The sequence below is a fragment of the Psychrobacter sp. GW64-MNA-CIBAN-0177 genome (assembly GCF_040309585.1).
Classification (GTDB): domain Bacteria; phylum Pseudomonadota; class Gammaproteobacteria; order Pseudomonadales; family Moraxellaceae; genus Psychrobacter; species Psychrobacter okhotskensis.
In genome coordinates this window covers 1-272 of record NZ_JBEOOY010000243.1, presented here as the reverse complement: position 1 = coordinate 272, position 272 = coordinate 1, and the positions used below count along the sequence as shown (strand labels likewise).

At 43.0% G+C, this 272-nt stretch carries 1 pseudogene; it reads right to left on the bottom strand.

Going from position 1 to position 272, the window contains the following annotated elements:
* Positions 1-256: pseudogene (locus AAEY79_RS14940) on the bottom strand (glycosyl transferase family 1); the annotation flags it as partial.
* Positions 257-272 lie beyond the last annotated feature (16 nt).

Below are 272 nucleotides of genomic sequence, written 5' to 3'. Positions count from 1 at the left end.
CATCAGGATTGTATTGTTTAATCAGATGCCGCAGCGGCGCAATTTGTAATAGCGACAGCCACGATTTTTTATTGATGTGCAGCTGATGGTAAATGTTACCATCGCGCTCTAGACGTTTGACCAACTCATTGTCGTCATCGGCGCTGGAGATAATAATAGAGGTAGGCCCATTTTTGACCAAGGCTCGCCCAAGATAAAAGATACCGCGTTCGGATTCATCATGTTTTAACGACGATAATAGGCGCATTACAATCATAATAGCGGTAAATATC